The organism is Mordavella massiliensis, assembly GCF_016901695.1.
GTDB lineage: Bacteria > Bacillota > Clostridia > Lachnospirales > Lachnospiraceae > Claveliimonas > Claveliimonas massiliensis_A.
The window spans coordinates 109,058-134,347 of record NZ_JACJKS010000003.1; the positions used below are offsets into that span (position 1 = coordinate 109,058).

The following is a 25,290-nucleotide window of genomic DNA, read 5'->3' on the forward strand; positions in this document are numbered from 1 at the left end:
TGCTATTTCAGCCTCCACCCGGCGCTCTGTCTCTGCAGCTCCACCATATGGCGGAAGAGGCCGTTTTGTTTCATCAGTTCCGAAGGAGTCCCCTGCTCTGTCACCCTGCCCTCAGAGAGGACAACGATCTTGTCCGCCGCTTCCACGGTGCGCATCCGGTGGGCGATGACCAGAACCGTCTTGCCTGCGAGGAGGCGGGAGAGGGCTTCCTGAACAGCGCTCTCATTTTCCACGTCCAGGCTGGCTGTTGCCTCATCCAGAAGGATGACCGGCGCATCTTTCAGAAGCGCGCGGGCGATGGAGATCCGCTGGCGCTCGCCGCCGGAGAGGGTGGAGCCGTTCTCGCCGATCATGGTCTGATAGCCCCGGGGCAGTTCCCGGATAAATTCATCACACCGGGCGGCTCTGGCGGCTGCGATCACTTCCTCGTCCGAAGCGTTCCGGCGTCCAAGGCGGATATTTTCCATCACCGTATCCCGGAACAGCACCACATCCTGGAATACCATGGAATAGGAGCGAAGAAGCGTTTCCGGATCCACCGTGGATACATCTGTTCCGCCTAAGAGAACCTTCCCGCCGGTAACGTCCCAGAACCGGGCGGCCAATTTGCAGGCAGTGGATTTCCCACCGCCGGAGGGGCCGATCAGGGCGGTCACTTCGCCCTGCTTTGCAGTGAAGCTCACATCCTCAAGTACGCCGTCCCCCTCCCGGTAGGCGAAGGAGACATGGTCAAAGGTGATGTCATAGTTCTTCGGTGTAAATTCAACTGTCCCCTCCTGCACCGGCTGTTCCAGAATGGAGCGCATCCGCTCGATCTGCAGTTTGGCGTTGAAGGTGGCGGCGATATTCTGGAGCACAAGCCCCAGCGGGTCGTACAGCCTGGCGGCGGCAAAGAGGAACCCGAGGAAATAGAGGAAAGAAAGTTTTCCGGCCGCCAGAAGAGCTCCGCCGGTCAGGATGGTGGTTGCCAGACCCAGCCGGAGAAACGCCTGGGCGGAGCAGACGAACACGCCGGTTGCCAGCTCCGAGTGGATGGAGCCTTTCTCCATGGCTGCAAGTTTCTTCTCCAGTTTTTCCATGTACGCGTCCTGCCGGCTGCATGCCTTGATATCCCGGATGGTTTCCAGTCCTTCCTGGATACAGTCGGCGACCGCCCGTTTATTTAAAATATTCTTTGTGCCGAAGGAGTCCTGGATCTTCCTGCTCCCTGCCGTCAGAAGGACCGCAGCAGGCACGACCCATAAGATGGCCAGCGCCATCCGCCAGTCGCAAACGAACATGGCGACGCCGATCACCAGCGTGGAGAAGACGGACGCAAACAGCTGCGGCACATAGTGGGAGAACATCTGGTCCAGACTGGAGCAGTCTGCGATCATGGTGGAGGTCAGGTCGCTTAAGTCCCGGTTTCCGAAAAAGCTTAAGGGAAGCCGCCGCAGGGTTTCCGCCAGGCTCACCCGCCGGCTGGCGCTCTCTTTATAAGTGGCCAGATACAGGGAAGCATACTGGAACCAGTGGAGGACAAACAAAAGGACCAGGACCGCCAGGGCAAAGCCTGTGTAGATCCAGAAGCCCTCCATGGGACTGCCGCCAGTTTCCATGGCATCCAAAAGGTGCTGTGCCGTAAACAGGACGGCTCCCACCGGAAGCATCAGACTTAAGTTGCACACAAAACACCAGATAACGGCTTTTACAAGATCTTTTGCTCCTTTCTCACTGAGCGCGAATACGTGCTGTAATTTCTTTGTCATACGGTCTTTTCCCCCTTTCCGCTTTTCGGATCTGTTCGCCCGACTTTCCACCGGGCGCTTTGCTGATAGTCTTCCCACATAGCGGCGTACACGCCGTGCTGTTCGAGCAGGCTCTCGTGGCTGCCCTGTTCTGCGATCTTCCCGCCGCTTAAGACAATGATGTGATCTGCATCCTGCACGGTGGACAGCCGGTGGGCGATCATCAATACGGTTTTATTCCGGATCAGCGCTTCAAACGCCTTCTGGATCTGGTGCTTATTTTCCGGGTCGGCAAAAGCGGTGGCCTCGTCCAGCACCACGATGGGCGCGTCTTTTAAAATGGCGCGGGCAAGAGCGATCCGCTGCTGTTCGCCGCCGGAGAGGTACACGCCCCTGGCGCCCGCCACAGTATCCAGACCCTGGGGAAGTTTATCCAGAATGTCATCGCACTGGGCAGCGTGTGCGGCGGACAGGACCTCCTCTCTGGAAGCGTCCGGCCGGGCTGCCCGGATATTTTCCAGAAGGCTCTCCTTAAACAGCCGGGTATCCTGAAACACAAAGGCTGTCTGTTTCATCAGGTCTTCCGTATCCATTTCTTTGACATTGACGCCCCCGATGGAGACGGCGCCGCTGTCTGCATCCCAGAAGCGGGGGATCAGGCTTGCTGCTGTCGTCTTGCCGCCCCCGGAGGGCCCTACCAGCGCCGTCACCTGACCGGGCCGGACAGCAAACGATACGTCGGAAAGAGCCGGGCGGTCCGCGCCGGGGTAGGTAAAGGTCACATGGTCAAAGGATACAGCGGCGTCTGCCGGCTGTTTCTCTATGTCTGTGTTTTCCATCGGTTTCTGGCTCAGGATCTCATCCAGGCGTCCCACGGCTTCATCCGCCTCCATGACAGCCTCGCTCATGTACATGATGCGGTTGATCATCTGGCCGCAGGCAGGAGCGAACAGGGCATAGAAGATAAAGTTGACAAGCACCGCGCGCACGTCCCCGCCGGAGGCCAGCAGCAGAGCCGCCGGGATCAGCAGGGCGAAAGCTCCGTTGATAAACGTCAGGAAACAGGTCTGGCCCACACGGCAGCTCATGGCGTACTGGCTGGCCAGGTCGCTGTAGTCCCTGATGGCTGCATAGAAAGCTTTGAAAGAGTACACAGTCTGCTGGAACATTTTTACCACGGGGATGCCCCGGACATATTCCACCGCCTCGCCGCTCATGCGCTCGATCTCCTTCTGATAGCGGTGGAAAAAGCCGGCGTTCTTTCCGCCCATCATCAGGCACATGGACAGCAGTGCCAGCACCATGGTGAGCAGGCACAGAAGCCCCATTTTCCAGTCAAAGAGGAACAGCATCAGGACGGCGGCAACAGGAGTGACGATCGTTCCCGCCAGGTCAGGCAGCTTGTGTGCCAGCAGATCCTCCGTGAGACCGGCGTTGTCGTCGATCAGTTTCCTGAGCCGTCCGGACTGACTGCCTGTGAAGAATCCAAGCGGCAGCTTCAGCACGTGCGCCATGGCAGAGCGCCGGATATTCCGGGCCGTGCGGAAGGCCGCGATATGAGTGGACATGAGCGCCGCAAAATACAGAGCGATACTTATGACAGCGGTCCATACCGCCGTCCAGCCCCAGCGTGCAGAGCCGGATACTCCGGTGAGCGCTGGCCAGGTTTCCAGTACGTCCCTTGCCGCAAGCCATACGCACACATAGGGGATCAGCCCCAGTACTGCGGACAGGGCGGAGAGGACACAGCCCAGCAGGGTGAGATTTCTGTGCCCGCCCGCATAACCCAGGATGCGGGCAAGGCTGCTTTGCTTTTTCTGCTTCAAATGATTACCTCCCTTTTGTTTAAAATATGTATCATGAAGTTAGAAATGACTAACCATCATGCAAAAAAGATGGGGGCTACGGCCCCATCAGTTTCAGCCATCCGGCTGTATAAAAGTCCCTGAGCTGATCTACATAGCGCAGTGCCCTGCCTTCCGGCATATCGTGGATCACGATCTCAAAGATCCCGTTAAACATGCCGCTGGCAATGATATGGCACATCTGTTCATCCAGTTCGGGGATCTCCCGCCCGAGGCGGCGGAGGACGTTCATGTATTTCAGTGTATATTCCACTTCCACCTCAACCATGTTATGGACAAAATGTTCATAGCTGGTGCCTTCTGACCGGCAAAGCAGCAGCTTTACCGGTTCCCGGTTCCGACAGATATAATCCACCATCCAGTGGACGCAGTCCGAGGATTCTACGCCCATGTGATCCGGCTGCTGTTCTTCGGGCAGTTCCGCGAAGGAAGTCTGGGCCTCCATAAACTTTCCCATAAGGGCAGCAGCATGAGGCTCCACGATGGAGGCGAACAGGGCTTCCTTGCTGGAAAAGTAGCCGTAGAAGGCGCCGGTGGTCACACCTGCGTTTTTCACGATCTGGCGCAGGGAAGCGCCCAGGAATCCCTTCTCTGCAAATTCGTCCAATGCGGCCTGCTGGATCCGTTCTAATGTAGATACTGTTTTTTCATCCATAACGACCTCCATATAACAGTGATATATAACAATGTTATATTATGAAAGTAATTCGCTGCTGTCAAGTGGGTTTCAGGGATTATGTAGGATAGTGAGAAGTTTTATCGACAAGGCCGATTAGCTTTGACTACCCTGGGAGAGTGTTGCTATGCTGATATAGTATTCTTATTGTAATCTAGTAAAACAGAAGGAAGTGATGGCGCATGAAACAGCACAGATTCTGGGCATGGGCTGCCGTGTTCTGTTTCATAATGGTATTTTATACCGGATACAGACACAAGTGATCAGCCGGCGGCAGAGCAGTAAAAAGTATTATCAGGAGGTAGAAGTATATGTTCAGTGAGTCATTAATGAAAAAGATCGGATTATTTGCAGGAGGAGTCCTCTTCGGGACAGCCGGGGTAAAGATCTTATCCAGCAAAGATGCGAAGAAGGTTTATACAGAGTGTACGGCAGCGGCGCTGCGGGCAAAGGACTGCGTGATGAAAACCGTCACGACTGTGCAGGAGAACGCGGAGGATATCCTCGCTGAGGCGCAGCAGATCAATGAAGAAAGGGCGGCTCAGGAAGCGGCGGCTGTGCCGGAGACAGAGGAAGACGAGCGGTTATGAAATTTATCATAAAACATGAGATCAGGGGCCGTCTCCGCATCCATGTCGTTCAGGAGAAAATGACATGTGCGGAGGCGGATACTCTTTTCTGGTACCTGGACAGACAGAGTAATATAACGGATGTGAAAGTGTATGAGCGCACCGCAGACGCTGTCATCTGTTATACCGGGGAGCGCGCCGCGCTGCTTTGTCTGCTGAAGAACTTCCGGTATGAAGATGCAGCGGTTCCGGAGACCGTTGTCCGCAATTCCGGTAGAGAGCTGAACGCATCTTATAAGGAAAAACTGATCGCGAAAGTGCTGCTGCACTACGGCGGAAGGCTTCTGGTGCCTGCGACCCTGCGCGCAGGGATCGTGACGATCAGGTCGCTTCGATATCTTGCGGCGGGGCTGCGCTGCATCCGGGAGAGGAAGATCGAAGTCCCGCTTCTGGATGCGACTGCCATCGGGGTCTCCGTCCTGCGGCGGGACTTTAATACCGCCGGTTCAGTCATGTTCCTGCTGGGAGTGGGAGAACTCCTGGAAGAGTGGACCCATAAAAAGTCCGTGGGAGATCTGGCGCGGAGCATGTCCCTTAATATTAAAAAGGTCTGGCTGAAACGGGACGGGCAGGAGATCCTGGTAAAGGCGGATCAGATCCGGAAAGGCGACGTGGTGACCGTACATATGGGAAATGTGATCCCCTTTGACGGAGAGGTTGCCGGCGGGGAAGGCATGGTAAACCAGGTCTCCCTTACAGGGGAGTCCATGCCCGTGCGCAGGGTGCCAGGGCAGTCCGTCTATGCGGGAACCGTGGTGGAGGAAGGAGAACTGGACGTCCGGGTGAAGGCGGTTTCCGGTTCCACCAGATTTGAAAAGATCGTGGCCATGATCGAAGATTCGGAGAAGCTGAAGTCTTCCATGGAGAGCAGGGCAGAGCATCTGGCCGACCGGCTGGTGCCGTACACTCTGCTTGGCACGGCAGCAGCAGGACTCCTGACCAGAAATGTGACAAAGGCGTTGTCTGTACTTATGGTGGACTTCTCCTGCGCCCTGAAGCTTGCCATGCCCCTGACTGTGCTCTCGGCGATCCGGGAGGCCGGCGGGTACGGGATCACCGTGAAAGGCGGGAAATTCCTGGAAGCGGTCGCGGAAGCGGACACTGTAGTCTTTGATAAGACCGGGACGCTTACCAAGGCGAAGCCCACGGTGAAAGAAGTGATCCCGTTCGGAGACGAACCGGAGGAAGAATGCCTGCGGATCGCAGCGTGCCTGGAGGAACATTTCCCACATTCCATGGCAAAGGCCGTGGTGGATGCTGCGAAGAAGCGGCGGCTCGCCCATGAGGAAATGCATTCAAAAGTAGAGTATGTGGTGGCGCATGGGATCTCCTCGTATATTGACGGGAAAAAAGTGGTGATCGGAAGCAGTCACTTTGTCTTTGAAGACGAAGGCTGCACAGTCCGCCCGGAATACCGGGAGCGATTTGAGGCGCTGCCGGAAGAGTACTCCCACCTGTATCTCGCCATTGAAAAGGAACTTGTCGCGGTGATCTGCATCGAAGATCCGCTGCGGGAAGAGGCGGCGGATATGATCCTTGCGCTGAGAGCCCACGGGGTACAGAAAACGGTCATGATGACCGGGGACAGTGAGAAGACCGCGGCCGCTGTCGCCCGCCGGGTCGGCGTGGACGAGTATTATGCGGAGGTGCTGCCGGAAGAAAAGGCAGGATTTGTGGAGCGGGAGAAAGCGCTGGGACACAAGGTCATCATGATCGGGGACGGGATCAATGATTCGCCTGCCCTGTCTGCCGCTGACGCCGGCATTGCCATCAGCGACGGCGCAGAGCTTGCAAGAGAGATCGCCGACATCACCATTGCGGCAGAAGATCTGGCGGAACTGGTCGTGCTGAAGCGTCTTGCTAACGGGATGATGAAACGGATCGGGAAAAATTATCACCAGATCATCGGGATCAACGCAGGACTGATCGTGTCTGGCATTGCCGGCGTGCTCCAGCCGACGACTTCGGCGCTGCTCCACAACACATCCACTCTGCTGATCAGTTTAAGAAGCATGAGGAATCTTCTGACAGAAGAATAGCGGGCCGGTTAAAAATTTTTGACTGATGTTTTCCGTGACGATTTGTTGCAGAAAACATCAGTTTTTTGCTTTTGAGAAAAAATATCAATAAAATTTGCGAAGGGTTATTGAATGCTAACTATAGTTAGCGTATACTAATCAATGGAATAAAAGGAACAGGACGGAGGGATAGTGATGAGTGACGTGATTATCATGATCGTGATCCTGATCGTTCTCATCTTTGCGGTGAAGGGGTCATGGAAGCATTTCAAAGGAGAGGGGGCATGCTGCGGTGGCGGATCCGGCAGCGTGAAACCGAAAAAGCCGAAAAAGAAAACGCTTGACGGTCCTGTGATCGGACGCCGCACGATCCGCATTTCAGGCATGCACTGCCAGAACTGTGTGAACAGCGTGACCAGTGCGCTTAACGCGATAGACGGGGTTTCCGCAAAAGTAAACCTGAAAGATAACAGTGCGGAAGTTTCCTATGACCGGCCGGTGGATGTAGCTGACCTGAAGCGGGCGGTGGAAAGAGCGGGTTTTAAAGTGGACGGTATTTTGCAGGAATAAGGCGGGGATAACGTGAGCAGGAAAGATGCGATCATTGAGAGATTAAAAGAAAACGGATGCAGGATTACAAAGCAGAGGAAGATCCTGATCGATATTATCCTGGAAAACGACTGCACAAGCTGTAAAGACATCTTTTATAAAGCATCGCGGGAGGACAAAAAGATCGGTGTCGCGACTGTCTACCGGATGATCAATGCGCTGGAGGAAATCGGGGCGATCAGCCGGAAGAACATGTACCGGGTCGCATGCGGGGAAGAATGTGAGAATGAAGATGGATGCGAGATCATCCTGGAGGACGATACGGTTTTCCGGATGCCAAAGGCGAAGCTGGATCAAATCGTTCAGGATGGTGCCAGGCAGAGAGGGTATCTGTCTGCAGGCAAGAAAATAGCAAAGATTATTTATCATGACAGGCAGACATAGCTGACGGAGCGGTATATGGGATGAAAAAAATTGACAATAAGCATAAACCTTCCTATAATATATTACATAAACAGTAAACATATGAGGGGGGGGTGAAGATGCCGTTGTTTTATGAAAAACTGAAAGAAAGAGCAAAAGAACTGGGAATGGCCCGGGAAGAGTTCGCCTTATACGCGGCAAAAAGACAGGGGGAGTTTACGGTGGATGATTACCGCAGACTGCCGGATGAGGTGAGGGCCGAGCTCATCGACGGGGAGCTGATCTATATGGAAGCGCCAGACTATATGCATCAGGAGCTGATCATGGAGCTGTCCGTTGCGTTTGTGAACTGTATCAGGGCGAACAAAGGGACCTGCCGGGTTGCCTTGTCCCCTCTGGATGTGCAGCTTGACTGTGACGACAGGACAATGGTGCAGCCGGATCTGGTGGTGATCTGCGACGAGAAGAAGATTGTGAGGAAAGGGATCTGCGGCGCGCCGGATCTGTGCGTGGAGGTCCTGTCGCCCTCCACCAGGAAGAAGGACTGTACGCTGAAAGTGCAGAAATATATGAACGCAGGCGTGCGGGAATACTGGATCGTAGATCCGGACAAGAAGGCGGTCCTTACGTATCGGTTTGAGGGGGAGGACAGTCCGTGCATCTCCATGTATACCTTTCAGGACAAAGTGCCTGTAGGGATCTTCGGAGGCTGTCCCGGGATAGATTTCCGGGAGATATCCGGGAGACTCCTCTTTTGAAGAAACCGCTGTTGACACAGGAGGCTCCTTTGACTATACTTGTATTATAATATTAATACAAGCGAGGAGAGGGACAGCCTATGTTGGAAGTGCAGGGACTTCGGAAAATGTACGGAAAGAACCTGGCGGTGGACCAGGTCAGCTTTTTTGTGCCGGACGGGCAGATCGGCATCCTGCTGGGGCCAAACGGCGCGGGGAAATCCACGATCATCAAGAGCATCGCAGGGCTGCTGCGGTATGAGGGGATGATACGGATCCAGGGGATCCCGTCCCGGGAGCTGGAGGCGAAGCGGATCTTCGGCTATGTCCCGGAGATCCCGGCCATGTTCGAGGCGCTGACCGTGCGGGAGCATATCACCTACATCCGCATGGCCTACAGAAGCAGCATCACAGACGGGGAAGTGGAGGAGCTTCTCGCCCGGTTCGATATGACGGACAAGGCGGACAAGCTGGGCAGCGAGCTGTCCAAGGGCATGATGCAGAAAGTGAGCATCCTCTGCGCCCTGGCGGTGAAGCCCCGCGTCATCCTCTTTGACGAGCCCATGGTAGGGCTGGATCCGCAGGCGATCCGGGAGCTCAAGGCAGTCATCCTGGAGCTGCGGGAACAGGGGGTGACAGTCCTCATAAGCACCCACATGCTGGAGATGGTAGAGGAACTGTGGGATGTGATGTTTGTGATGGAGAGGGGACGGATCAAGGCATCCCTGCGTAAGGAGGATGCAGGCGACAGGGACCTGGACGACCTGTTCTTTGAAGTGACAGGCGGTGAGAAGAGATGAGGGCGCTTTTCTATCTGACAAAGAGAACCCTGATCAACCGGGTGAAGAAGGCGGTGCGCAGACCGGCGACCTACCTGTATCTTGCGCTGGCTGTCTTCTATATCGTGAGCATCCTGGTCGCCTTCGGCTCCCTGGCCGTCGCCGGCGGCATCGCGTACAGGGAGGGGATCGTCTATGTCATGACCGTGTGGATCTACTTTCTGTTCTGCGCCAACTTTCTGTCCTACGCGAAGCTAAAAGGCGTGATCTTCCGTCCCGGACACGCCCATTTTGTCTTTACGGCGCCTGTCAGCTCCAAGCTGGTGCTGCTCCACGCAGCCTCCCTCAATTACCTGATGGCGCTTTGCGGCAGCCTGCTTTTTTCCGTGGCGGCTGCTGTGATCTTCCATGTGGAACCGCTCCGGGCGGTGCTCCTCTTTGTGTGCAGTTTCGTGATGGAGACGGCGCTGGAGACGAGCCTGATGGTCTTCCTGTATTCCGGGGAGGAGAGGTTCCGGTGGCTGATCCGGCTCCTGCGCCTTGTGATCTTTGCCATGGTGGGCGCGGTCCTTGCTGTGATCGCCTGGTATTTCATGAGCCGGGGCATCAGCGGGGACGCTGTGGTGGATTTCTTCCGCTCGCCGGCGCTGAAGCTTCTGCCGGTGGCAGGCTGGGAAGTCTCGGCGGTGAGCCTTCTCGTGATGGGACCGGATCCGTGGAATGTCACCGGAACGGTGCTGTTCGTCCTCGCCTGCGGCGGCCTGTGCCTTGTGGCGGCAAAGATCCGCTGCACGGGCGCCTACTATGAAGATGCGGCAAAATTCGCGGACGACTACGCGGAGATCCGCAGGAGGAGCAGGAAGGGGGAAAACACGATCGGATTTGGCAGAAAAAAGCTGAAGAAGGTCTCCCTGTCCGGCTGGGGCAGCGGGGCGCGCGCCATCTTCAGCCGCCAGATGCTGGAATACAAAAAGGAACGGTTCTTTATCTTTACAGGCTTTACCCTGGCAGCCCTCGTCGGGGCCGTCGTCTGCATTGCCTTTGTGGGCCGGCCGGAGGAATTCCCGCCCCGGATGGTCCTGATGGGGATCGCCGTGTACATGGTGTTCGTGGGTACGGGCTACATGGGGAAATGGGGCAAGGAGCTGGATCTCCCGTACATTTTCCTCATTCCGGAGAGCGCGGCCCGGAAACTCTGGTACGCCACCTGCACGGAGCATCTCAAGGCGCTTGTGGACGCAGTGATCTTCTTCGTGCCCGTGGGCATCGCCTGGGGGACCGCGCCCTGGCAGATCCTGAGCATTATCCTGACCTATGTGGCTTTGCAGGCAAACCGTCTCTACATCAAAGTGCTGGGGGACAGCCTTCTCGGAAATACGCTGGGGATCACGGGGAAGCAGTTCTTCCTGCTGGGCGTGCAGGGCGGGATCCTGGGGATCGGCGCCCTGGCGTGTATCCCGGCTTCCCTGCTGATAAATGCAAATTTGGTCTTTTTAATCGCGCCGGTTTATAGTATGATAATTACAGTGCTGATCGCTGCGCTTACAGTCCCGAGATTCGAGTGTATGGAGCAGTGGGAGTAGAGAAGACGGACAACATGCAAGGAGGACGAACAGATGTTGGAGCAGGAATTTGTCACGATGGAGATCGGCAAGACGAAGCATATCGCCCTGGTGGCTCACGACGGGAAAAAGCAGGAGCTGGTGGACTGGTGTGACCGGAACAAGGAGATACTGAAAGGGCATTTCCTCTGCGGGACCGGCACGACGGCCAAGCTCATCGCCGAGAAGACCGGACTCCCGGTCAAAGGGTTCTGCAGCGGCCCGCTGGGAGGAGACCAGCAGATCGGAGCTAAGATCGTGGAGGGGCAGATCGATTTTATGATCTTTCTGTGGGACCCGCTTGAGGCGCAGCCCCACGATCCGGACGTGAAGGCGCTGCTCCGCATTGCGGTGGTCTACGACATCCCCATCGCCAACAACCTGGCCACGGCGGATTTCATGCTCCATTCACGGTTCATGTCCGAGCCTTACGCGAGGAAGATCGAGAACTTTAACCTGACGATCCAGCAGCGTGTGGAGAGGATGAAATAAGTGGCGGAAGCGTACGGAAGTTTTGCGGCTGTCTACGACACCTTCATGGACAATGTGCCCTACGGGGAGTGGGCCGCGTATATCAGAAAAAAACTGTGGGAGCACGGGATCGGGGACGGCCTTGTCCTGGATCTGGGCTGCGGCACAGGCGGCATGACGGAAGAGCTGGCGGATGCCGGCTACGACATGATCGGCGTGGACGGATCCCCGGAGATGCTGGAGCAGGCCCTTGAGAAGCGGGAGAGGAGCGGGCATGACATCCTGTACCTGATGCAGGATATGCGCGCGTTTGAACTCTACGGTACGGTGCGGGCCGTGGTGAGCGTCTGCGACTGCCTGAACTATGTGACAGACCCGGAGGAGCTCGTGCAGGTGTTCCGGCTGGTCAACAACTACCTGGACCCGGACGGCCTCTTCATCTTTGACTTCAACACGGAGTACAAGTACCGGGACGTGCTGGGGGAGCAGACCATTGCCGAGGACCGGGAGGACTGCAGTTTCATCTGGGACAACTACTATGATCCGAAAGACCGGATCAACGAGTATGAGCTGACGCTGTTTATCCGGGAGGAGCAGGGGCTCTACCGGAAATACCAGGAGCAGCATTTCCAGCGGGCGTACACCCTGGAGGAGATGCGGGATCTGGCAGAGCGGGCCGGCATGCTGGTCGATGGGGCCTTCGAGGCGTACACGGATGCGCCGCCCGGGCCGGAGACGGAAAGAATAACGATGGTTTTGAGGGAGCGCGGAAAATGAGCCGCGCTCCCTTGTCAAATGTAGGGAAAAAAGTTACAATATTGCAAGAGAAAAGCAGAAAGGAATCATGGATTTATGACAGATTATATAGTAAGAGCCACGGCGGCTGACGGCCAGATCAGAGCCTTTGCGGCCACCACGAGAGACCTGGTGGAGGAGGCAAGGAGCCGCCATGCCACAAGCCCGGTGGCCACGGCGGCCCTGGGCCGGCTTCTCACGGCAGGCGTGATGATGGGGAGCATGATGAAGAACGACACCGATGTGCTGACATTGCAGATCAACGGGGACGGCCCCATCGGCGGCATCACCGTGACGGCGGACAGCAAAGGGGATGTGAAGGGCTATGTGCAGAACCCGGACGTGATCCTGCCGCCGAAGAACGGCAAGCTGGATGTGGGAGGCGCCGTGGGGATCGGCCTTCTCACGGTCATCAAGGACATGGGCCTCAAGGAGCCCTACTCGGGACAGACGATCCTTGTGACGAGCGAGATCGCGGAGGACCTGACATACTATTTCGCCAACTCGGAGCAGGTGCCCTCCTCCGTGGGACTTGGGGTTCTCATGGAGAAGGACAACACGGTGAAATGCGCCGGCGGCTTCATCGTGCAGCTGATGCCCTTTGCCCGGGAGTCCGTCATCAGCCGCCTGGAGGAGAACGTGGGGAAGATCACGTCCGTTACGAAGCTTCTGGAGGCGGGATACACGCCGGAGCAGCTCCTTGCGGATCTGACGGAAGGGCTGGATCTGGAGATCACGGACACGATGCCGGCCCGGTTTTACTGCAACTGTTCCAAGAAACGGGTGGAGCGGGCAGTGGCCAGCATCGGGGAGAAGGAGATCCGGGAGATGATCGCGGACGGGAAGGACATTGAGGTGAAATGCCACTTCTGCAACACCGCGTACACATACACGGTGGAGGAACTGCAGGAGATCTTGAAAAGAAGCAGAAGATAAAGGAGGAAGCAGATCGTGAGACATGGTTTTGTGAAGGTGGCTGCGGCCACGCCGGACATCCGCGTGGCGGATGTGGCATACAATCAGGAGCAGATCGGCCGTCTGATGGAGGAGACGGCGGCGCAGGGGGCGAAGATCGTTGTCTTCCCGGAGCTGGCCCTCACAGGGTACACGTGCGGGGATCTTTTTACCCAGGATGTGCTCCTTGCGAAGGCCGGGGAGGCCGTAAGTGCTCTCGCCAGGCTGTCGGAGACGCTGGATGCCCTGTTCTTCGTCGGGCTTCCCCTGGCGGTGGACGGGGAGCTCTACAATGTGGCGGCGGCCCTGAATCGGGGCAGGATCCTCGGATTTACAACGAAGACATTCCTCCCCAACTACGGGGAGTTCTATGAGATGCGGCAGTTCCGGGAGGGCCCGGAGACGGTGCGCCAGATCCGCTTTGGCGCAGAGTCCGTGCCCTTTGGCCCGCAGATCCTCTTTGAGGCGTGCGGCATGCCGGAACTCGTCGTCTCTGCAGAGATCTGCGAGGATGTGTGGTCCCCGGTGCCGCCCAGCATCCGTGCGGCCCGGGAGGGAGCCACCGTCATCGTCAACTGCTCTGCCAGCGATGAGACCATCGGGAAGGCGGCCTACCGGCAAAGCCTGATCGGGGGGCAGTCCGCCCGCCTGATCTGCGCCTATATCTATGCCAATGCAGGCGAGGGCGAGTCCACCACGGATCTCGTGTTCGGCGGCCACAACCTCATCGCGGAGAACGGGACGGTGCTTGCACAGGCCAGGAGGTTCCGGAACGGCGCTGTCTTTGCGGATATTGATGTGAAGCGCCTCCTTGGCGAGCGCAGGAAGAATACGACTTTTAAGACGGCATCCGGCAGATGCCTGCTCCGCGTCCCCTTCCAGGTGGAGATCGGGGAGACGGCGCTGACAAGAGCCTTCCCGTCCAGGCCCTTTGTCCCGGATGAGCGGGAGGAGAGGGACAGACGGTGCGAGGAGATCCTCACCATCCAGGCCATGGGGCTTAAGAAACGGCTGGCCCACACCCATGCAAAGAGCGCGGTGGTGGGGATATCCGGCGGCCTGGATTCCACGCTGGCCCTCCTTGTGACGGCCCGGGCCTTTGACATGCTCGGGATGGACAGAAAGCAGATCGTGGCTGTCACCATGCCCTGCTTCGGAACGACGGACCGGACTTACAGCAACGCCTGCAAGATGGCTGTGAAGCTGGGAGCCAGCCTGCGCGAGGTGCGGATCGCGGACTCCGTGGCCGCTCATTTCCGGGATATCGGACATGACATGGAGGATCACAGCGTGACGTACGAGAACGCCCAGGCAAGGGAGCGGACCCAGGTGCTCATGGACATCTCCAACCAGACCGGCGGCCTGGTCATCGGCACCGGGGACATGTCGGAGCTGGCCCTCGGCTGGGCCACCTACAACGGGGATCACATGTCCATGTACGGCGTCAACGCCTCCGTGCCAAAGACGCTGGTGCGCCATCTGGTGCAGTACTGCGCTGACACGGAGGAGGACAGGGAGCTTGGGGAGGTGCTGTGCGACGTGCTGGACACGCCGGTGAGCCCGGAGCTCCTTCCTCCCAAAGACGGGCAGATCGCCCAGAAGACGGAGGATCTGGTAGGCCCCTATGAGCTGCATGATTTTTACCTTTACTATTTCCTGCGCTTCGGGTACGAGCCGTCCAAGATCTACCGGATCGCGAAGCTGGCCTTTGCGGGCGAGTACGACAGCGGGACGATCCTGAAGTGGCTTCAGACGTTCTGCCGGCGGTTCTTCAGCCAGCAGTTCAAGCGCTCCTGCCTGCCGGACGGCCCGAAGGTGGGGACGGTGGCCCTCTCCCCGAGAGGGGACTGGCGCATGCCGAGCGACGCTTGCGCGGCTGCCTGGCTTGCGGATCTTGAGAAGGCGGCAGAGGAAGAGTAAGAGACAGAATAGACCGGAAGGAGAGATGACAGAATGACGATCGAAGAAATGGACCAGGTGGATCAAAGGGAAGTGGACCGGCGGGTGCGGAACTACCGTCTGCAGAAATATCTGGGATGGGCGGGATTCGCCCTCGTGGCGGCGCATCTTCTGTACATGCTGCTGGCCGTGGCGCCCCTGTACTACTGGGTGGGATTTTACGGGCGGACGATGACGGATATCTGCCTTCTGATCGCCCACTTTGCCCTGCTCCTTGTGCTGGCTCTCACGGCCAGGGGAGCGGACCGGTGGATCTACAGCGCGCTGCAGACAGCCTGCGACCCGTTCCTTTTTGAGGCCTGTGTCTACCACATGGGTTTTTGCGGCAACAGCAACCTGAAGCAGTTGAACCTGGCGGTCGCCCAGTACTATCAGGGCAGCTTCCGGCAGGCCATGGATACGGTCATGCACACAGATCCATCCTCCTTTAAGAAGACCAACCGGCTGAACTACTATATCATAAAGAGCGCGCTTTTCTTCCGCTTCGGGGAGAAGGAGCAGGTGAGCGGGCTGGAAAATGAGTTTCAGAGAAGGATCAGCGGCAGGGAGGATCAGAAGAACATGCGGATCCTCTGCGCAGTGAACAACTTAAAGCGGGCCAGGGAGAACGGGGACCTGGAATTCGCGTGGAAATTCTTCTGGGAGTATCTTGCCCTGGCAGACCGGGGCAGCCAGGAGCAGTGGGCCAAGGTGAGCAGGGCCTGGCAGGCGGGCCTCCTGGAGGAGGAGAGCGGCAGCGATACGGCGGCCCGGAGCGCCTACGCATATGTGGAGGCCCACGGAAACCGCCTGATGTTTGTGCGGGATGCGAGAAGATACCTGCATCCGGAGGAAGCGGTACAGGCAGAGCATCAGCCTGGCCCGCAGCCAGTACCGGATGACAGGGAGAAGGAAGGAGAGAAGAAGGATGGAGGAACTGAAGCTTCAGGAGAAGGCGAGGGCCAACTTTAACAAGATATACAACTGCTGTCAGGCTGTGGCCTGCACAGCCTGCGAACGGTACGGGGTGAGCCGGGAGGACATGTTCCGCATGACGGAGGGGTTCGGGTCCGGGATCGGAGGCCTGAAGGACACATGCGGCGCGGTCATGGGCATGTTCCTTGTCATCAGCCTGGCCAACAGCGCCGGGGACATGGGGGATCCCACCCGCACGAAGCTGGATACATACGCCAAATTCCAGGAGGCAGCCCGCCTTTTTGAGGAGAGAAGAGGGTCCCTCTACTGCCGGGACTTAAAGACGCAGGACGGGCCCCAGCCCCTGCCGTGCTGCATGGCCTGCGTGGAGGAAGCGGCGCAGATCCTGGAAGATCTTCTGAAAAAATGGGATCTTCTGCCATAATTTTGTCATAAAAGGAGAAACGGCGGCATATACATGGTCACAGGAGGATACGGATATGCTGAAGAAGGGAAAAGGATACAAAAGCCGGCTTGCCGGGCAGGCCCGGATCGTGCGGGCCAATTTTGTAAGCGCCCTTCCTGTGATCTGTTTTTTCCTGTTCCTGTTTTATACGGTCATCCTGATCTTCGGGGCACAGTACACGATGGTGGTGTCCCTTGCCACGCTGCTGTTCCAGACAAACTACCGGCAGAGGAAGTCCTGGGACAGCCTTGTGCACATGGCGCTTGTGCAGCTTGCCATCAGTGTGGCGGCCTATCTGGCCACGCTTTCTTTCCCGCTGTCTGTGGGACTTAATCTTGTTCTGCCATTTGGTCTTGTGTTCCTCCGGACAAGCCGTTTTAACAAGATGGGGTATTTCTCCGGTCTTATGACGTTTACATTCCTGCAGCTCATCCCCCTTGACTTCCGCGGTTTCCTGATCCAGACAGGGGCTTTCGTGTACAGCCTTGTCTGGTTTTTTGTGCTGGTGAAGCTCTATCAGAAGATGTATCCGGCCCGGTCAGACTACAGCCGGCAGCAGGAAGGACTGCGCCTCCTGGCGGACTGCCTGCGCCAGCAGCTGGACGGGCAGGAGAAGTCCCCGGAGATGCTGCGGGACATCTACAGGCTGCAGCAGCTCCAGTACCAGGAGACTTACGCGAAGCGGGGAAGCCGTCAGATCGCGACCCGGGAGGGAAAGATCGCCTACATGTTCGCGCTTTTGTTCCAGCGTGCTTCCTACTTTATCAGCTGCAGGTTTGAACCGTCCATGCTGGAGGACTCCGGCACGAGGGAGCTCCTGGAGCGCACGGCTGTGTGCCTTGCGCAGGCGGCGCAGGCGCGCTTCTGGGAGAGAGAAGCAAGGGCAGCCCTCAGGGAGGAGGGGGAGGGGATCCTTGAGATGGCGGAGGCCTCGGAGGATGAACTGCACCATTCTGTCAGCAGCTTCCTCATCCCCTTCCTCATCATCCTGCGGAAATTTGATGAGCGGGATGCGGCCGAGCAGGGCGCGGAATGGCTCATGCCGCGCCACCAGAGACCGCTTGGCAAACTGAGGTTCCAGATGAAGCCGGACGGGTTTGAGATGCGGTTTGCCCTGCGCATGAGCGCGGTGCTTACCCTGTCCTTCCTGTTCGTGCATGTGAGCGGGGCGGACCGGGCGTACTGGCTGCCGCTGAACGCTTTCCTCCTCCTGCGGCCCATGTACGAGGACAGCCGGTACAGGATGCTGACGCGCTTTATCGGCACAGCGGCCGGATGCGTGATCATGAGCGCGCTCCTGCCGTTCCTCGGCGGGATGGAGGGGCACTTCCTCATGGCCGGTCTTATGGCGGCCTGCATGTATACCGCCACGCCCGGGACCTGCGTCCACGCCTCTTTTGTCACCTGTTTCGCGCTCTCGGTGGTGACGCTGGCCATGCAGGAGGAGACGGCTGTTGAACTCCGCATGATCTATGTGATGGCGGCGGTGGTGCTTGTACTTGTGATCAACCGGTTCTTTTTTCCGACAAGCGCGGGACAGCAGTTCCGCTTTAACCTGTCGGAAGTGCTGCGCATGCATCACCTGTACCTGCAGATGCTGGAAGAGGCCCTGGACGTACAGACGGACTACGGGACCATCTGCGACGCCCAGACAGAGTACCATCTGATCCACGGCCAGGTGATGGAATACCTGGGGAAGAGGAACGGACCGCCGTGGGAGATGTACCGGCAACTGATGGGCATATCCTGGGACATGGTTTCCGAGATCGAACAGATCCTCCTCTTTGTCAATTCGGGGCATCTGGGGGAGAGCGGGAGACGGGAGATGGAGAATTATACCGCCCACGCCCGGTATGTGCTGGCCCAGATCCAGGATGTGCTCGGGTTTAAAGGGGAGAAAAACCTTCCGCCTGCAGAGAGGATCACGTACAGACGCGGGGCGGAAGGGGAAATGGAGCTGTCCTACTTCCTCACGGCGTACGCGAAAAATCTGTCAAAGATGTACAGGATCGTGCTGGAAAACAAAGAACAGTAAAAGAGAGGATGCAGGTCAGCCTGCATCCTCTCTTCATTTTGAACTGTAACAGCCTAGAGTTTGATGTTTTTGAACAGATCGCCCAGGTTTGTGCCGATGCTCTCAGACTTGGGGATGTCGACTTTGATGTCCGCCTCCTCTTCCTTCTCCTCGAGAGCCTTCATGCTGAGGCTGATCTTGCCGTCCTTGAGGCCGATGATCTTCACCTTCACCTCGTCGCCGACAGAGAGAACGTCCTTGGGGGATTTGACCCGCTTCCGGCTGATCTGGGATACGTGCACCAGGCCGGAGAGGCCGTCCTCAAGGCGCACGAAAGCGCCGTAATTCTGCAGGCTTTCCACTTTGCCGGTGACAACGCTGCCGATCTTCACATTGGCGATCCTTTCCTCCATGGCCTTCTTTTCCTTCTCGCGGAGGATCTCCCGGGCGGAGAGGATCAGGCGGTTCTCGGCCTGGTTGACCTCGATGACGCGCACCTCAATGTCTTTCAGGAGATATGTCTCCAGATCCTCGATATAGGATAAGGATAACCGGGATGCAGGGATGAAGCCGCGCAGGCCCTCCACCATGGCGATCGCGCCGCCGTTCACGATTCCCTCCACCTTGACCGGGAGGACGGTCCTGTTCTCCATGTAGCGCTGTACCACGTTCCACGGATTGGCGTCGTCCAGATGTTCTTCGTAGTCTGCCATTGTCTCTTCCGGTCTGTTTTCCTCTTGTAATAATTCTTCGCTCATACTGTCTGTCCTTTCTCATCACCGTATTTATGTGTTTCCACATACTGTTATCAGTATAGCACGAAACCGGGCTTTTGTTCAAAGAAAAAAGCAAAGAAGTGGATTTTTTTGGTTGACTGGGGATAAAAAAGATGGCAATCTTAATCTGAGAGAAAGAAGATGTACATACAGGAGTTGATTATAATGAGAAAAGTCTATGTGGTAGGGCACAAGAACCCGGATACAGACTCCATCTGTTCCGCCATCGCCTACGCGAACCTGAAGCGTGAGATCACAGGGAAGGAGTACGTGGCAAGGCGGGCCGGCCAGATCAACGAGGAGACGCAGTACGTGCTGCGCAGGTTCAAGGTGGACGCGCCGCGGCTTCTGGCGGACGTGAAGCTGCAGGTGAAGGACCTGGACATCCACAGGATCGAGGGCGTGGAGCCGGGCGTCTCCATCAAGGAGACGTGGGAACTCATGAAATCCCAGGCCGTCAAGTCCATCCCGGTCCTCAAGGACGGGGAGCTGGTGGGACTGATCTCCACCGGCGACGTGGCGAAGTCCTACATGGATGTATATGACAATACGATCCTGGCCAAAGCCAGGACCCAGTACCGCAACATTGTGCGGACGCTGGACGGGGAGCTGATCACCGGGAACGAGCACGGCTACTTTGTGCGCGGGAAGGTGGCGGTGGGAGCCTCCACGACGGAGTCCATGGAAGAATTCATCGAGCAGGACGACCTGGTCATCCTGGGAGACCGCTACGAGAGCCAGGAGTGCGCGGTGGATATCAATGCAAGCTGTCTCGTGATCTGCAACGACGCGGACATACCGGAGGAGCTGCTGCGCAAAGCGGAGGAGCAGAGCATCGTGATCATCCGGACCCCCCACGATACGTTCACGGCGGCCAGGCTTATCAACCAGAGCATCCCGGTCAAGTATTTCATGACGGAGGGAACCCTCACCGTGTTCCACATGGACGACTATGTGGACGATATCAAGGACGAGATGACGAAGAAAAAGTTCCGTGATTTCCCCATCCTGGACAGGCACGGCAACTTCAAGGGCTTTATCTCCCGGAGGCGCTTCCTGGACGCCCGGAAGAAGCAGGTGATCCTGGTGGACCACAACGAGAAGTCCCAGGCGGTGGACGGCATCGAGGAGGCGGACATCCTGGAGATCATCGATCACCACAGGCTGGGCAGCATAGAGACCATGGGACCGGTCTACTTCCGCAACCAGCCGGTGGGCTGCACGGCGACCATCGTCACACAGATGTACGAGGAGAACGGCGTGGAGATTACCCCCTCTGTGGCAGGGCTTCTGTGCTCCGCCATCATCTCGGACACCCTGCTGTTCCGCTCGCCCACCTGCACGGCGCTGGATACGGCGACCGCCGAGAAGCTGGCGGCTATCGCAGGCGTGGAGCCGGAGAAGCTGGCAGCGGAGATGTTCAACGCGGGCAGCAACCTGAAAGGGAAGAGCGCGCAGGATATCTGCTTCCAGGACTTCAAGCAGTTCACCGTCAACGGCGTGGTGTTCGGGGTCGGGCAGATCAACTCCATGAGCAGCAGCGAGCTTGCGGAGATCCGGAAAAAGCTCGTCCCCTATCTGGAGGAGGCGCGCAAAGGCCACAATCTGGACATGATCTATTTCATGCTGACCCACATCCTGGATGAGTCCACGGAGCTTCTGTGCAGCGGGTCCCAGGCCAGACAGACGGCCCAGGACGCCTTTGAACTGCCGGACGACGAGGGACCCATCCGGTTAAAGGGCGTCGTGTCCCGGAAGAAACAACTGATCCCCGCCCTCATGGGCGTGCTGCAGCAGTAGGAGGGATACGATGGGAAAACAGATCTGGAAGCCGGGCAACATGCTCTACCCCCTGCCTGCCGTGATGGTGAGCTGCGGGGACCGGCAGGGACATACGAATATCATCACCGTGGCCTGGACGGGGACCGTCTGCACGAACCCGGCCATGGTCTACATCTCCGTGCGGCCGGGGCGCTACAGTTACGGCCTTCTTAGGGACAGCGGCGAGTTCGTCATCAACCTGACCACGAACAGGCTGCTCCGGGCTGCCGACTGGTGCGGCGTCCGCTCCGGCCGGGATGTGGACAAGTGGGAAGCCATGCACCTGACACGGGGCAGGGCGTCCGCCCTTGCGTACGCGCCCCTCATCCAGGAGGCGCCCGTCAATATCGAGTGCCGGGTGACGGAGATCAAGGAACTGGGAAGCCACCATATGTTTCTTGCGAAGGTGGAGGCGGTCCAGGCGGACACGGCCTACATGGACGACAGCGGCCGTTTCCGTCTCAACGATGCCGCCCTTGTGGCCTACTCTCACGGCGAGTACCTGGAGCTGGGGCGGAAGAAGGGCAGCTTCGGGTACAGCGTGAAAAAGCACAGGGCAAAGACAGCGCCCTGCCCGGCCAGAAGCCCCCACAGATAGCCCCGGATCCCGAAGGCAGGGACAAGAAGGAAGACGCTCCCGATGCGCAGCAGCAGGCCGGCTGCGTTGAAGAGGAAGGTAAGATGCGTCTTCCCCAGGCCGTTCAGGATGCTCAGGAGGCAACTGTTCGTGTAGAGGAACGGGCACATCCAGGCCAGGGTGGCGATGAGGCGACCGGCCATCCTGCTGTGGAACAAGAGCTGCCCGAGCATGTTCCCGCCCGCGGCCATGAGAAGACCGAAAAAGAGGCCGAGGGAAAAGCAGGAGAAAAATACGTTCCGGACGATCTCCTGCATGGCGCGCCTGTCCCCGGAAGCCTGTATCTGCGCCGCGGCCGGCAGGAGCATGGCAGAGACGGAGCTGGTCAGGGCAGAGGGAAACAGGATGCAGGGCAGGGCCATGCCTGTCAGCGCCCCGTAGACGGTCAGGGCGCCCCCGGCCGTGAGGCCGGCCGCCTGGAGTTTGAGCGGAATGGACACGGCTTCCACGCTCTGCAGGATATTGAGAAGCACACGGTTCCCCGTGAGAGGGACTGCGGTGGAGAGGATCTCCCCCAGTCCCTTTTTGTATGCCGTGAAGGAGAGGATGCCGCGGGAACCGGAGCCTTTGCCGCGCATCCTGACAAGGCAGTAGAAGGCGGCGGACGCCTCGGCGGCGACGATGCCGCCGGCTGCCAGTGCAATGCCGGGCCGGATGCCCCGGCTGTCCAGGATGTGAAAGAGGAGGACAACGCTGCCCACCCGCACCGCCTGCTCCAGAAGCTGGGAGAGGGCGGGGAGGCGCGTGCTCTTCCTGCCGAGGCAGTGGCCGCATATGCAGGCGTGCACGCATGCAAAAGGGAGGGCGAGGATGAGTACGCAAAGCAGGGGCGCGCAGCGGGGGTCCCCCAGGAGCTGCCCTGCCAGGAAACCGGCGTTCCCCTGGACAAAAAACAGGGCGGCAAAGGACAGGAGCACGGAGAGGGAAAGGCCGCTTTGGAAGGCGGCCCGGACCCGGAGGGGATCTCTCACGGCAAGGCCCGCAGCCGTACTGCGGGATATAGCTGTCTCCACGCCGGCGGCGCAGACGGAAAAGCAGAGGGCGTAGACGGGGAAGGCAAGCTGGTAGAGCCCGACACTTTCCCCGCCGAAGGCGCGGCCCAGGAACATGCGGTAAAAAAAGCCGATGAAGCGGGTGGCCGCACCGGACAGGGTGAGGATGAAAGCGCCCCGTATCAGGGCATGGTTTCGCAGCATGGCTCGCTCCCGGAAGGATTTGCTAGAGTGTATGCGCCGGGGGCCCGGCCTATGCCTGCCTTGTTTTTTTAAAAGAACTTGACAGGAAAAGATGGGGATGCTATCCTACTAACAGAAATCCCAGTAAAACACTAGGGATTTGGGAGAGGAGAATACCAATGAAGCTATCCACAAAAGGAAGATACGGGCTTCGCGCCCTTGTGGATCTGGCGAGGTACTGCGGGGAGGAGCCGGTCTCTATCAGCAGCATCTCCGCCAGGGAGGATATATCCGAGAGATACCTGGAGCAGCTAATGTCGCTCCTTAGAAAAGCCGGCCTTGTAAAGAGCATCCGGGGCGCTGCCGGCGGCTACGTGCTGGCCCGCCCGGCGGGGGAGATCTCTGTGGGGGACGTCCTGCGGGCCCTGGAGGGAAAGCTGGAGCCGGCCGAATGCGCGGCCTTCCATCCCGAGGAGGGATGCGAGGCGGCGGAGAGCTGCGTGACAAAATATGTCTGGAAGAAGATCAACGACAGCATCAACGATACAGTCAACGGGATCATGCTGGACGCGCTCGTGGAGAAGAGCAGGCAGCTCGGGCCCGGCAAGACAGACTGCGGGAAAGCCTGCAGCAGCAGATAGAAGGAGGAAGAATAAATGGACAGACTGATATACCTGGACAATGCGGCGACGACGAGGACAGCGCCGGAGGTGGTGGAGGCCATGCTCCCGTACTTCAGCGAGAGCTACGGGAACCCATCCAGCGTCTACAGCTTTGCCGCAAAGAACAAGGACGCGGTGACAGGGACGAGGGAGACCATCGCGAAGATCCTGGGAGCGGACACAAGCGAGATCTACTTTACAGCCGGGGGGACGGAGAGCGACAACTGGGCTCTCAAGGCCGCGGCGGAGGCCTATGCCTCCAAAGGGAAACACATCATCACCACAAAGATCGAGCACCATGCCATCCTCCACACCGGGGCGTACCTGGAAAAGAGAGGGTATGAGGTGACCTACCTGGATGTGGATGAGAACGGGGTCGTGAGCCCGGCTGCAGTGGAGGCGGCCATCCGGCCGGACACCATCCTCATCTCCGTCATGTTTGCCAACAATGAGATCGGCACCATCGAGCCCATCCGGGAGATCGGACAGATCGCGCGGGCCCACGGGGTGCTGTTCCACACGGATGCGGTGCAGGCCTTCGGGCAGATCCCGATCCGGGTGGACGACTGCTGCATCGACATGCTCAGCGCCAGCGGCCACAAACTGAACGGCCCCAAGGGGATCGGGTTCCTCTATATCCGCAAGGGCGTGAAGATCCGCTCCTTTATCCACGGGGGCGCGCAGGAGAGGAAGCGCCGGGCAGGCACGGAGAATGTGCCGGGCATCATCGGCCTTGGAGCGGCGGCGCAGCGGGCCGCCCGGAGTATGGAAGAGCGGACTGCAAAGGAGCGGGAACTGCGGGATCACCTGATTGGGCGCGTCCTTGCGGAGATCCCCTACAGCCGGCTCAACGGCCATCCGACGGACCGGCTGCCCAACAATGCCAACTTCAGCTTCCGGTTCATAGAAGGGGAATCCCTCCTCATCATGCTGGATATGAAGGGTATCTGCGCATCCAGCGGCTCGGCCTGCACATCCGGATCCCTGGATCCGTCCCATGTGCTCCTGGCCATCGGGCTGCCCCATGAGATCGCCCACGGCTCCCTGCGGCTGACCCTCGGGGAGGAGACGACAAGGGAGGACATCGACTATGTGGTGGACGCCCTGAAGGAGATCGTGGCGCGGCTAAGGGACATGTCCCCGCTCTATGAGGATTTTGTAAAGAAGAACAGGCAATAGAAGTATCTGCAAGGAGGAACAGACAATGTACACAGAGAAAGTGATGGATCATTTTCAGCATCCGAGAAACATGGGAGAGATCGAGAACGCCAGCGGCGTAGGCACGGTGGGCAACGCGAAGTGCGGCGATATCATGCGCATCTATCTGGACATCGACGAGAACCAGATCATCCGGGATGTGAAATTCAAGACATTCGGCTGCGGCGCCGCGGTGGCGACAAGCAGTATGGCCACAGAGCTTGTGAAAGGGAAAAATATACAGGAGGCCATGGAAGTGACCAACAAGGCGGTCATGGAGGCGCTGGACGGACTGCCGCCGGTGAAGGTGCACTGCTCCCTCCTGGCGGAGGAGGCGATCCATGCGGCCCTCTGGGACTACGCCCAGAAGAACGGCATTGTGATCGACGGCCTGGAAAAGCCCAAGTCAGACATCCATGAGGGCGAGGAAGAGGAAGAAGAGGAGTATTGATCCGAAGGGGCGGA

The 25,290-nt window shown here is 58.2% G+C and carries 24 protein-coding genes; 19 read left to right on the top strand and 5 right to left on the bottom strand.

From position 1 onward, the window contains the following. Nucleotides 1-2: 2 nt before the first annotated feature. From H6A20_RS03010 to H6A20_RS03020, 3 genes are all read right to left on the bottom strand, one after another. Complete coding sequence (locus tag H6A20_RS03010; protein ID WP_204905684.1) at nt 3-1,748, bottom strand: ABC transporter ATP-binding protein; 1,746 nt, start codon at nt 1,746-1,748, stop codon at nt 3-5. Beyond that, nucleotides 1,745-3,553: an ABC transporter ATP-binding protein gene (locus H6A20_RS03015; RefSeq protein WP_204905685.1), complete on the bottom strand. Its 1,809-nt coding sequence runs from the start codon at nt 3,551-3,553 to the stop codon at nt 1,745-1,747. Before H6A20_RS03015 ends, H6A20_RS03010 begins: the two co-directional genes overlap by 4 nt. A 76-nt stretch (nt 3,554-3,629) precedes the next feature. After that, nucleotides 3,630-4,247: a TetR/AcrR family transcriptional regulator gene (locus tag H6A20_RS03020; RefSeq protein WP_204905686.1), complete on the bottom strand. Its 618-nt coding sequence runs from the start codon at nt 4,245-4,247 to the stop codon at nt 3,630-3,632. Between the two features lie 332 nt (nt 4,248-4,579). On the opposite strand from H6A20_RS03020, the gene H6A20_RS03025 reads away from it, so the two are divergent. The 14 genes from H6A20_RS03025 to H6A20_RS03090 all read left to right on the top strand — a co-directional run bounded on the left by H6A20_RS03025 (nt 4,580) and on the right by H6A20_RS03090 (nt 18,578). After that, on the top strand, nt 4,580-4,858 hold the full coding sequence (locus H6A20_RS03025) for a DUF6110 family protein (RefSeq protein WP_204905687.1): 279 nt from the start codon (nt 4,580-4,582) through the stop codon (nt 4,856-4,858). Beyond that, nucleotides 4,855-6,936, top strand: coding sequence for a heavy metal translocating P-type ATPase (locus tag H6A20_RS03030; RefSeq protein WP_204905688.1), 2,082 nt, complete (start codon nt 4,855-4,857; stop codon nt 6,934-6,936). The genes H6A20_RS03025 and H6A20_RS03030 overlap by 4 nt, the downstream gene beginning before the upstream one ends. A gap of 174 nt (nt 6,937-7,110) precedes the next feature. Continuing rightward, nucleotides 7,111-7,485 (top strand): heavy-metal-associated domain-containing protein, encoded by a 375-nt coding sequence (locus H6A20_RS03035; protein WP_204905689.1) that lies wholly within the window; start codon nt 7,111-7,113, stop codon nt 7,483-7,485. Nucleotides 7,486-7,497: 12 nt separating this feature from the next. Next, a complete protein-coding gene (locus H6A20_RS03040; RefSeq protein ID WP_204905690.1) occupies nt 7,498-7,908 on the top strand; it encodes a transcriptional repressor in 411 nt (136 codons plus the stop codon). Between the two features lie 98 nt (nt 7,909-8,006). Further along, entirely contained in the window at nt 8,007-8,645 is a 639-nt protein-coding gene (locus tag H6A20_RS03045; protein ID WP_204905691.1) for a Uma2 family endonuclease, read from the top strand. An 80-nt stretch (nt 8,646-8,725) separates the two neighbouring features. Then, nucleotides 8,726-9,424, top strand: coding sequence for an ABC transporter ATP-binding protein (locus H6A20_RS03050; RefSeq protein ID WP_204905692.1), 699 nt, complete (start codon nt 8,726-8,728; stop codon nt 9,422-9,424). Beyond that, the gene (locus H6A20_RS03055; protein WP_204905693.1) at nt 9,421-10,986 is read left to right on the top strand and encodes a putative ABC exporter domain-containing protein; all 1,566 of its coding nucleotides are present in this window, start codon (nt 9,421-9,423) and stop codon (nt 10,984-10,986) included. Before H6A20_RS03050 ends, H6A20_RS03055 begins: the two co-directional genes overlap by 4 nt. Before the next feature lie 33 nt (nt 10,987-11,019). Then, nucleotides 11,020-11,496 carry a methylglyoxal synthase gene (locus H6A20_RS03060; RefSeq protein ID WP_204905694.1) on the top strand — a complete coding sequence of 159 codons (477 nt, stop codon included), beginning with the start codon at nt 11,020-11,022 and terminating at the stop codon, nt 11,494-11,496. Then, nucleotides 11,497-12,252 carry a class I SAM-dependent DNA methyltransferase gene (locus H6A20_RS03065; protein WP_338106562.1) on the top strand — a complete coding sequence of 252 codons (756 nt, stop codon included), beginning with the start codon at nt 11,497-11,499 and terminating at the stop codon, nt 12,250-12,252. It begins immediately after the preceding gene. Between the two features lie 75 nt (nt 12,253-12,327). Further along, the gene (gene hslO / locus H6A20_RS03070) at nt 12,328-13,206 is read left to right on the top strand and encodes an Hsp33 family molecular chaperone HslO (protein WP_204905695.1); all 879 of its coding nucleotides are present in this window, start codon (nt 12,328-12,330) and stop codon (nt 13,204-13,206) included. Nucleotides 13,207-13,221: 15 nt separating this feature from the next. Further along, nucleotides 13,222-15,144 (top strand): NAD(+) synthase, encoded by a 1,923-nt coding sequence (locus H6A20_RS03075; protein ID WP_204905696.1) that lies wholly within the window; start codon nt 13,222-13,224, stop codon nt 15,142-15,144. Nucleotides 15,145-15,177: 33 nt separating this feature from the next. After that, nucleotides 15,178-16,134 (top strand): hypothetical protein, encoded by a 957-nt coding sequence (locus H6A20_RS03080; protein WP_204905697.1) that lies wholly within the window; start codon nt 15,178-15,180, stop codon nt 16,132-16,134. Continuing rightward, nucleotides 16,091-16,522 (top strand): C-GCAxxG-C-C family protein, encoded by a 432-nt coding sequence (locus H6A20_RS03085; RefSeq protein ID WP_204905698.1) that lies wholly within the window; start codon nt 16,091-16,093, stop codon nt 16,520-16,522. The genes H6A20_RS03080 and H6A20_RS03085 overlap by 44 nt, the downstream gene beginning before the upstream one ends. A 55-nt stretch (nt 16,523-16,577) precedes the next feature. After that, complete coding sequence (locus H6A20_RS03090) at nt 16,578-18,578, top strand: FUSC family protein (RefSeq protein WP_204905699.1); 2,001 nt, start codon at nt 16,578-16,580, stop codon at nt 18,576-18,578. A gap of 53 nt (nt 18,579-18,631) precedes the next feature. Here H6A20_RS03090 and H6A20_RS03095 read toward each other — a convergent pair whose 3' ends face one another. Further along, nucleotides 18,632-19,270: a S1 RNA-binding domain-containing protein gene (locus tag H6A20_RS03095; RefSeq protein WP_338106563.1), complete on the bottom strand. Its 639-nt coding sequence runs from the start codon at nt 19,268-19,270 to the stop codon at nt 18,632-18,634. 228 nt (nt 19,271-19,498) lie between these two features. Here H6A20_RS03095 and H6A20_RS03100 point away from each other — a divergent pair, with 228 nt between their 5' ends. Continuing rightward, complete coding sequence (locus H6A20_RS03100) at nt 19,499-21,133, top strand: putative manganese-dependent inorganic diphosphatase (RefSeq protein WP_204905701.1); 1,635 nt, start codon at nt 19,499-19,501, stop codon at nt 21,131-21,133. 10 nt (nt 21,134-21,143) lie between these two features. Beyond that, nucleotides 21,144-21,752: a flavin reductase family protein gene (locus H6A20_RS03105; protein WP_204905702.1), complete on the top strand. Its 609-nt coding sequence runs from the start codon at nt 21,144-21,146 to the stop codon at nt 21,750-21,752. Here H6A20_RS03105 and H6A20_RS03110 read toward each other — a convergent pair. Continuing rightward, nucleotides 21,644-22,987 carry an oligosaccharide flippase family protein gene (locus H6A20_RS03110; RefSeq protein ID WP_204905703.1) on the bottom strand — a complete coding sequence of 448 codons (1,344 nt, stop codon included), beginning with the start codon at nt 22,985-22,987 and terminating at the stop codon, nt 21,644-21,646. The two genes, H6A20_RS03105 and H6A20_RS03110, sit on opposite strands and share 109 nt — an antisense overlap. Before the next feature lie 158 nt (nt 22,988-23,145). On the opposite strand from H6A20_RS03110, the gene H6A20_RS03115 reads away from it, so the two are divergent. The 3 genes from H6A20_RS03115 to nifU are packed head-to-tail and all read left to right on the top strand — an operon-like array spanning nt 23,146 to nt 25,276. Continuing rightward, the gene (locus tag H6A20_RS03115) at nt 23,146-23,607 is read left to right on the top strand and encodes an RrF2 family transcriptional regulator (RefSeq protein WP_204905704.1); all 462 of its coding nucleotides are present in this window, start codon (nt 23,146-23,148) and stop codon (nt 23,605-23,607) included. A gap of 15 nt (nt 23,608-23,622) precedes the next feature. Further along, nucleotides 23,623-24,807, top strand: a complete 1,185-nt coding sequence (nifS, locus tag H6A20_RS03120) for a cysteine desulfurase NifS (protein ID WP_204905705.1) — start codon at nt 23,623-23,625, stop codon at nt 24,805-24,807. Nucleotides 24,808-24,832: 25 nt separating this feature from the next. Then, nucleotides 24,833-25,276 carry a Fe-S cluster assembly scaffold protein NifU gene (gene nifU, locus H6A20_RS03125; protein WP_204905706.1) on the top strand — a complete coding sequence of 148 codons (444 nt, stop codon included), beginning with the start codon at nt 24,833-24,835 and terminating at the stop codon, nt 25,274-25,276. Nucleotides 25,277-25,290: the final 14 nt, after the last annotated feature.